Consider the following 5,375-nt stretch of genomic DNA (forward strand, 5'->3'; position numbering starts at 1 on the left):
GCTGGTCCCGGCTCCCGCGCCGGTGCCCGTGTTCATCGCCCAAGCCCGCCTGAACCCGCAGCCCCAGCCGTTCGCCGCGGCGCCCGCCGCCCTCGGAGCGCCGCGCTACGCCGTCAAGGACCCCGCCTGAGCGGCGTCCGAGGGAAGTGAGCCGGCACAACGGCTTCCGCGCCTTTTGGTGTGGAAGCGGCGTGTGGACATTGGCTCCGCCGTCTGATAAGAGAGCGGCTCTTCCGGATGAGATGCGCGTGGCCTCGCGGTCGTCCTGTCTCCGCCGGATCGTTTCATATCAGGTCAGCTCACGGCTCGGCGCAACAGCTCGAAGAGGCAAACACGTGCAAGTTCTCGTCCGCGACAACAATGTCGATCAGGCCCTCAAGGCGCTCAAGAAGAAGATGCAGCGCGAGGGGATCTTCCGCGAGATGAAGCTGCGTGGCCACTACGAGAAGCCGTCCGAGAAGCGCGCCCGCGAGGCGGCGGAGGCGGTCCGCCGCGCCCGCAAGCTCGCCCGCAAGCGCGCCCAGCGCGAGGGCCTCATCCCGTCCAAGCCGCGCCCCACCCGCTGATCGGCGGCGGATCGCGTTTGCCGGCATGCCGCCCCAGGGGCGTGCGCGTGCCGGATGCAGACTGAGAGCGTGAGAATTTCGGACGAGGCCCGCTTGCGCGGGCCTTTTCGTTGCGGGCCTTTTGGTTGGCGCCGCACCCCGCCACCGACCGGCGCCGATCCCGCGCGCGGACGCCGCGCGGGGCCGCGAAGGGCGTGGATTTCGCCATCAAGCTGTGCATGCTTGCGCCGACGCGCGCCGGTTCGGCCCGGCGGACGCGCGCAGGAGACGTGGCATGCGGTGGGACGATTTCCGCTCCAGCGACAATGTGGAGGACCGGCGCGGCGGCGGGGGCGGCGGCTTCCAGATGCCGGGCGGTCGGGGCGGCCTCGGTATCGGCACCATCATCGTCGTCGGCCTGATCGGCTGGGCGCTCGGCATCAACCCGGTGGTGCTGCTCGGCGGCCTCGAGGCGCTGAACGGCCTCGGCGGGAGCCAGCAGCAGCAGAGCGCGCCGCCGTCGCGTCAGAGCCAGCCGAGCAAGCCCACCGACGAGATGGGGCGCTTCGCCTCGGCCGTGCTCGCGCAGACCGAGGATGTGTGGTCGGAGATCTTCCGCGCCGACGGCAAGACCTATCAGGATCCGAAGCTGGTGCTGTTCTCGGGCGCCACGCGCTCGGCCTGCGGCGGCGCCCAGTCGGCCATGGGGCCGTTCTATTGCCCGATCGACCAGAAGGTCTATCTCGACCTCTCCTTCTTCAACGAGATGAAGCGCAAGTTCAACGCGCCCGGCGACTTCGCCGCCGCCTATGTGATCGCCCACGAGGTCGGCCACCACGTGCAGAACCTGATCGGCATCCTGCCCAAGGTGCAGCAGGCGCAGGCCCGCGCCTCCTCGCGCGCCGAGGCGAACGCGCTCTCGGTGCGGGTGGAGCTGATGGCCGACTGCCTCGCCGGCGTGTGGGCCTATCACGCCAACGCCCGTTTCCGCATCCTGGAGCCGGGTGACGTGGAGGAGGCGCTGGGGGCCGCCAGCGCCATCGGCGATGATCGGCTCCAGAAACAGTCCCAGGGGTTCGCGGTGCCGGACAGCTTCACCCACGGCAGTTCGCAGCAGCGGGTGAACTGGTTCACACGCGGCTTGAAGACGGGCAACATGCAGCAATGCAATACCTTTCAGGGCCCCATCTGAGCTGAGCGGTCTGCCCAAACATTGGCCGCACCGGGCGGACCCCGGTGCGGCATGCCCGCGCCGGCGCCAAGGCCGGCGCACCCTCGGCCTTTGGGAACGGGTGCCGTGCAACCCAGCGCTGCCGCCGGAGGTACTTGCATTTTTGCGGAATTGTCCGCACGACTATGGCGCGATCGGTCATGCATCTGCGCTCGGCGCCAAGCGAGCCTGCAGCCAATGGTCGCCTTGCCCCAGAATCGCGCCGGACAGAGCGCGGCCACGAGGACGTGCCATGCTCGCGCTTCGGAACGTGGAGGAGACGTTCAACCAGTCGCCGGCGATCGGCGACATCAATCTGGCGACCCTCGACCGGCCGCTGATGGACAGCGCCGCCGCCGATGGTGCGCTCGAGGCCCTCTCCGCCTTCGGTGCGGAATGGGGGGCGGCCGACCAGTTCGCGCTCGGGCGGCTCGCCAACGAGCACCTGCCCGAACTGCACAGCCATGATCCCCAGGGCCGGCGCTGCGACATCGTCGAGTTCCACCCCGCCTATCACGCGCTGATGGCGCAGAGCTATTCCGGGGGCCTGCACTGCGCCGGCTGGGACGTGGCCGGCCGCAGTTCCCACGCCCGCAGGGCGGCGCAACTCTACATCACCACCCAGGTCGAGGCGGGCCATGTGTGCCCGCTCACCATGACCCATGCCGCCCCCGCCGCCCTCGCCGCCGCCCCCAATCTGCTGCGCGACTGGCTGCCGCGCATCCGCTCGCGCACCTATGACGGGCGCTTTCTGCCGTTCTGGGAGAAGGCCGGCGTCACCTTGGGCATGGGCATGACGGAGCGCCAGGGCGGAACCGATGTGCGCGCCAACCTGACCAGCGCCAAGCAGATCGGCGGCGACGAATACGAGATCACGGGCCACAAATGGTTCTTCTCGGCGCCCATGAGCGACGCCTTCCTGGTGCTGGCCCAGGCCGGCCACGGGCTGACCTGCTTCCTGCTGCCGCGCTTTCGGCCCGACGGTTCGGTGAATGACCTGAAGCTCCTGCGGCTGAAGAAGAAGCTGGGTAACCGCTCCAACGCCTCCGCCGAAGTGGAGTTCGACCGCGCCTTCGCCTGGCGTGTCGGGGAAGAAGGACGCGGCGTGCGCACCATCATCGAGATGGTGCAGCTCACGCGGCTCGACTGCGCGGTCTCCTCCGCCGGCCTCATGCGCATGGCGCTGACCTTCGCCGTGCACCATGCGCGGCACCGCATGGTGTTCCAGCGCCGGCTCGCGGATCAGCCGGCCATGGCCGGCCTGCTCGCCGATCTGGCGCTGGACGCGGAGGCCTCGACTTCCGCGGTGCTGCGCCTGGCGCGCAGCTTCGATCACGCCGAGACGCGGCCGGAGGAGGCGGCGCGGGCGCGCATCCTCACCCCGACGCTGAAATTTGCCGTGTGCCAGGCCGCACCCTGCTTCATCTTCGAGGCCATGGAGGTGCTGGGCGGCAACGGCTACGTGGAGGATTGCGCCATGCCGCGCCTCTACCGGGAGGCGCCGGTCAACGCCATCTGGGAGGGCGCCGGCACGGTCACGGCGCTCGATCTGGTGCGCGCGGCGCGGCAGGAGCCCGACGCGCTCGCTTTGGTGCTGGAGGGGCTGGTTCGGGATGCCGCCGGCATTCCGGAGGCGCGCGCGGCCGCCAGCGACGTGGCGGCCATGCTCGCCGGACCAGACGGCGAGCCGCAGGCGCGGCGGGCGGCCCATCGGCTCTATCATCTCGCCGCCGCGGCAGCGATGAGCGATGCGGCGCCGGCCGACGTCACGGAGGCCTTCGTGGCCACGCGTCTCGCCGTCCGCGCGGACCCTACGGCACCAACGATGTCGGTCCCTGCGCCGGCCAATTGATCGAGCGTGCGCTCGACGCCTGAGGCCCGCCCGCGCGGCCGGCCATTGAAACCTACGGCGGCGTTCGCTATAGGGGCCATCAACTCATCCGAAGGGGCCATCAGGCCGAACCCTCGGCCATGGCCGCAGCCCTCGCAAATCCGCGCGAGCCGGTCGCGCCCAGAAGCGGCCGAGCACACGAGAGGCGTTAGTCCATGTCTTCGACGTTCGACACGGTGGCCAACATCATCGCGGAGACCTGCGACATTCCGCGTGACACGATCACGCCGGAAAGCCACGCCATCGACGATCTGGGCATCGACAGCCTGGACTTCCTGGATATCGCCTTCGCCATCGACAAGGCCTTCGGCATCAAGCTGCCGCTGGAGCAGTGGACCCAGGAGGTCAACGACGGCAAGGCCACCACCGAGCAGTATTTCGTGCTCAAGAACCTCTGCGCGCGCATCGACGAGCTGGTCGCTGCGAAGTCGGCCTGAGGCCGGACGGGGACCATGCGCCCTGAAGTCTTCAAGATGATCGACCGGGTCGTCACCATCGACCCCTCGCTCGATACCATTCATTGCCAGGGCCTCGTGCCGCAGGAAAGCTCCATCTTCGAGGGGCATTTCCCGGGCCATCCCATCATGCCCGGCGTGCTGCTGATCGAGGCCATGGCCCAGACCACCGGCTGGCTGGTGCTGGCGCGCAACCGCTTCGAGCGTATGCCGTTCCTCGCCTCCGTGAAGGAGGCCAAGCTGCGCACCTTCGTGCTGCCCGGCGCCAATCTCGACCTTTATTCGCGGATCGAGCACGAGGGTTCGGGCTATGTGGTGGCCAAGACCGAGGCCAAGCTCGACGGCAAGCAGATCTGCTCGGCCGACCTCTCCTTCCGCGTCCTGCCCTGGCCCGAGGGCAAGATGAAGGCGGTGGTGCTCAAGGTGGCCGAGCATGTGAGCTTCCCGCTGGCGGATTATGCCGATGCCTGAGACCGCCTCCCGGCGCGATGTCTGGATCACCGGCATCGGCCTCGTCTCCTCGCTCGGCGAGGGGCCTGAGGCGCACTGGAACGCCCTGATGGGCGGCGCCGCTCCCGTCACCGACGCGCAGACGTTCGCGCCCTATGTGGTGCATCCCATCGTCAAGCTCGACTATGACCGCCAGATCCCCAAGAAGGGCGACCAGCGGCAGATGGAGCCGTGGCAGCGCATCGGAACCTATGCCGCCGGGCTCGCCCTGGACTCGGCGGGCATCGCCAAGAACCCGGACATCCTGTCGAAGACCGACATGGTGGTGGCGGCCGGCGGCGGCGAGCGCGACGCCACGGTGGATGCCTCCATCCTCAGCGACCTCGCCAGCTCCAACGATCCCGGCCGGCTGCTGAACGAGCGCCTGCTGTCGGACCTGCGGCCGACGCTGTCGCTGGCGCAGCTCTCCAACCTGCTCGCCGGCAACATTTCCATCGTGCACGGCGTCACCGGCTCCTCGCGCACCTTCATGGGCGAGGAAAGCTCGGGCGTGGACGCGGTGCGCGTCGCCTTCTCGCGCATCGCCTCGGGGCAGAGCGAGATCGGCCTCGTGGGCGGCGCCTACAATGCCGAGCGCGAGGACACGCTGCTGCTCAACGTGCTCGACGATTTCTGCATGAAGGGCGCGTTCCGGCCGGTGTTCTCGGCGGACGCGCCGGGCATCCCCTCCGGCTCCATGGGCGCGTTCCTGGTGCTCGAATCGGCGGACCACGCCAAGGCGCGCGGCGCCGTGCCCGTCGCCCGGCTTTCGGGCGTGTGGTCCG

General features: G+C 69.3%; 6 protein-coding genes. All 6 read left to right on the plus strand.

Annotated features, from left to right (window positions below):
- Positions 1 to 335 precede the first annotated feature (335 nt).
- Entirely contained in the window at positions 336 to 566 is a 231-nt protein-coding gene (rpsU, locus tag AC2W7M_RS19125) for a 30S ribosomal protein S21 (protein ID WP_394018569.1), read from the plus strand.
- 274 nt (positions 567 to 840) lie between these two features.
- Positions 841 to 1,737, plus strand: a complete 897-nt coding sequence (gene ypfJ / locus AC2W7M_RS19130) for a KPN_02809 family neutral zinc metallopeptidase (RefSeq protein ID WP_486134100.1) — start codon at positions 841 to 843, stop codon at positions 1,735 to 1,737.
- Between the two features lie 271 nt (positions 1,738 to 2,008).
- Positions 2,009 to 3,607 carry an acyl-CoA dehydrogenase family protein gene (locus AC2W7M_RS19135; RefSeq protein WP_486134102.1) on the plus strand — a complete coding sequence of 533 codons (1,599 nt, stop codon included), beginning with the start codon at positions 2,009 to 2,011 and terminating at the stop codon, positions 3,605 to 3,607.
- Positions 3,608 to 3,801: 194 nt separating this feature from the next.
- Positions 3,802 to 4,083, plus strand: coding sequence for an acyl carrier protein (locus AC2W7M_RS19140; RefSeq protein WP_121624114.1), 282 nt, complete (start codon positions 3,802 to 3,804; stop codon positions 4,081 to 4,083).
- 15 nt (positions 4,084 to 4,098) lie between these two features.
- Positions 4,099 to 4,572 (plus strand): 3-hydroxyacyl-ACP dehydratase FabZ family protein, encoded by a 474-nt coding sequence (locus tag AC2W7M_RS19145; protein ID WP_121624115.1) that lies wholly within the window; start codon positions 4,099 to 4,101, stop codon positions 4,570 to 4,572.
- Positions 4,565 to 5,375, plus strand: an 811-nt coding sequence (locus AC2W7M_RS19150) for a beta-ketoacyl-ACP synthase (RefSeq protein ID WP_486134104.1), incomplete at its 3' end; no start/stop codon positions are given. The genes AC2W7M_RS19145 and AC2W7M_RS19150, both read left to right, overlap by 8 nt.

The organism is Xanthobacter sp. BG11Y11_SDJG (assembly GCF_057364445.1).

Coding starts and splice junctions, on each gene's coding strand:
- ypfJ (WP_486134100.1), top strand. CDS start 841: ATGCGGTGGGACGATTTCCGCTCCAGCGACAATGTGGAGGACCGGCGC.
- AC2W7M_RS19135 (WP_486134102.1), top strand. CDS start 2,009: ATGCTCGCGCTTCGGAACGTGGAGGAGACGTTCAACCAGTCGCCGGCG.
- AC2W7M_RS19140 (WP_121624114.1), top strand. CDS start 3,802: ATGTCTTCGACGTTCGACACGGTGGCCAACATCATCGCGGAGACCTGC.
- AC2W7M_RS19145 (WP_121624115.1), top strand. CDS start 4,099: ATGCGCCCTGAAGTCTTCAAGATGATCGACCGGGTCGTCACCATCGAC.